Annotated in this window: 3 protein-coding genes; all 3 read right to left on the reverse strand. The window is 58.6% G+C overall.

The annotated features are described in order from the left end of the window. Positions 1-105: 105 nt before the first annotated feature. A complete protein-coding gene (gene tnpC, locus AK2_RS16150) occupies positions 106-1695 on the reverse strand; it encodes an IS66 family transposase (protein ID WP_083521314.1) in 1590 nt (529 codons plus the stop codon). A 67-nt stretch (positions 1696-1762) separates the two neighbouring features. Next, positions 1763-2125, reverse strand: a complete 363-nt coding sequence (gene tnpB / locus AK2_RS16155) for an IS66 family insertion sequence element accessory protein TnpB (RefSeq protein ID WP_067937116.1) — start codon at positions 2123-2125, stop codon at positions 1763-1765. After that, on the reverse strand, positions 2119-2439 hold the full coding sequence (tnpA, locus tag AK2_RS16160) for an IS66 family insertion sequence element accessory protein TnpA (protein WP_067937119.1): 321 nt from the start codon (positions 2437-2439) through the stop codon (positions 2119-2121). The genes tnpB and tnpA overlap by 7 nt, the downstream gene beginning before the upstream one ends. Positions 2440-2519 lie beyond the last annotated feature (80 nt).

A 2519-nucleotide genomic window follows, 5' to 3' on the forward strand; every position in this document is an offset into this window, starting at 1 on the left:
TAAGCGTCAAATCCCTCACACCTTGCGCTTCTCTACATGTCGTGCGAGAGTCATGCACAACAACAATCAGCCCCGCCAGGGAACCCAGCGGGGCAATTTCTCATGCTATCCTTTTTTTCCACGTCTCCGGATTCGTTCCGGCAGGCGGTCCGACCACGGGAGCAACTCATCCATCGCCACCCGGTCATCCGTTCGGATGTTCGGCAGCCGCTCGAACAGGTATTCCAGATACCAATACGGGTCCAACCCATTCTCCTTGGCGGTCTCCACCAGGCTGTAGGCGATGGCGCTCGCCCTGGCCCCGCGCGGTGTATTCGCGAACAGGAAGTTCTTGCGACCTATCACAAACCGCTTGATGGACCTCTCGCTCCGGTTGTTGTCCAACTCTAGGTTCCCGTCCTCCAGGAACACCACCAGCTTGTTCCACTGATGTAGGCAATACGATACCGCCTTGCCCAAAGCACTCTTGGGCAAGACCTGTACACTCTGCTCCTGAAGCCACGTCAAAAACGCGTCCAGCACCGGTCGGCTCAACTTCTGCCGCCCAGCGTGTCGTTCCTCGGGGGTCGCGTCTTTCAAACCCCGTTCAATCTTGAACAATCGGTTGCAATACTCAAGCCCAATCCGGGCCGCGGTCGGTTTTTTCCGTTCTGCGGTCGGCAGTGCTTTCAGCGCCTCATCAAACTTGCGCCTCGCGTGTGCCCAGCATCCTACCAGGGTGACGCCCTCGATATTGTGATACCCGCTGTACCCGTCCACATGCAGGTAACCCTTGAATCCCTCCAGGAACCTCCTCGGGTGTTCTCGGGACCGCGTTTCCTGATAGTCAAACAACACGATAGGGGGACCATCCCGGCCGCTGCGGTACAGCCACATATACGACTCCGACTCGGCCGCCCGTCCCGGCTCGTGGAGCACCTGGAGGGTCGTCTCGTCCGCATGCAGGTACTTGCGCGAAAGCAACTCCTCGTGCAGCCGGTCATACACCAGGCTGAGCCACCGTGTCGTGCCAAGCACGACCCAGTTGGCCAAGGTCTGCCGCGACAATGCCAAGCCCTTCCGGGCGAACTGTTCCTCCTGCCGGTACAGGGGCAGTCCGTCCACGTACTTCTTGTCAATCACATGTGCCAACATCGAGGCGGATGCAAGGCTGCCTGGAATCGGTGGATGGGGCATCTGCGCCTTCACCACAGGCGTTTCGGTCCCATGCTGGTCACACGGTCGGCATGCGTATTTATACTGCACATGTTCGACCACCACCGTCTGAGCCGGAATGTGCTTAAGCTCACGACGGACCTCAATGCCCATCTCGTCCATGACGTCACCGCAGCACGGGCAGATCCGCTCTTTCTCCGACAAACGGTATTCAATCCGTTCCACCGGCAGATCTGCAAGCATGGCCTCCCGCTGACCAGGCTGTTTCTTGCGTCGTTGATACGTGACCGTCTCGACAGGGGGTTCCTCGGCTTCCGGCTGCGCTTCCGCCTCGGCCTCGTTAAATACCAGGTCCAATCGCACCTGGTCCTCCGTCGTGCGTTCGCTGGATTTCCCGAACTGCCGATGGCGGGCTAGGCGAAGCTCTTCCAACAGCAGCTTCACCTGCTTTTTCAGTTCCGCGTTTTCCCGCTCCAGCGCTTCGTAGCGCTCCTGCAAGGATTCTACCTGGTTGCTGGTCACCTTCGTCGTGTTCGTCATGCAAAAGGATTTCGACATAGCCGCCGAAATCCCTGGTTACAAAGGCGTTTTTCCCGATTTTTAGACCTTACACCACGCTCTTCGCGGAGACTTTCGGGTGGGCCTTCTGCTGGAAGATGGACAGTCCGTCCAACAGCCAGTTCAGTTCCCGCTGGCCAATAACGATGGTTTTGCCGGCAGGGGTGTCCGGCCATTGAAACCGTCCTCGCTCCAGGCGCCGATAACACAGCCAGAAGCCGTTGTGCTCCCAGTACAGGATTTTCAGCTTGTCCCGCTTGCGGTTGCAAAAGACGAAAATGCACGGAGAAAACGGATCCAGCTCGAAAGACTCCTGAACCAAGGCGGCCAAACCGTCGATGGATTTTCGCATGTCCGTGCTGCCACATGCCAGATACACACGCAGCTCCGGTCCCGTCCCGATATTCAGCATAGGCCGGACAACGTGCGAACCACATCGCGCAGCAGTTCCGTGTCGTAACCGGGGGTGACCTCGATTGTGGCCGGGCCCACACGGACAGGCAGCGGTTTGTCCAGCTTTTCGGTCGGTTCCTGGACATGAACGGGGACAAAACGAGGCTGCGGCTCGACTTGCTCCGCCTTGAACTTGCCCACCCAATACCACAGCTGGTGCTCTTTGATCTGGTGGGCGGCACACCATGCGGCACCCGTTTGTCCGCTGGCCCGAAAGTCGGCTATGCGGGCGCGCCAAACCTCACGAAGCTTTTGCAACTCGGCTTTCGTCACGACGATCCCTCCATGATTGGGTTCTGGGAGGAATCATCTCGCAGACCAAGGCTTGGCGCTAGGTGCGGACTATTTGACGC

It is taken from the genome of Alicyclobacillus kakegawensis NBRC 103104 (assembly GCF_001552655.1).
GTDB lineage: Bacteria > Bacillota > Bacilli > Alicyclobacillales > Alicyclobacillaceae > Alicyclobacillus_G > Alicyclobacillus_G kakegawensis.

What these genes read in the sequence shown, in the direction of transcription:
- tnpC (WP_083521314.1), bottom strand. Translation starts at nt 1,695, where the DNA reads ATGACGAACACGACGAAGGTGACCAGCAACCAGGTAGAATCCTTGCAG.
- tnpB (WP_067937116.1), bottom strand. Translation starts at nt 2,125, where the DNA reads ATGCTGAATATCGGGACGGGACCGGAGCTGCGTGTGTATCTGGCATGT.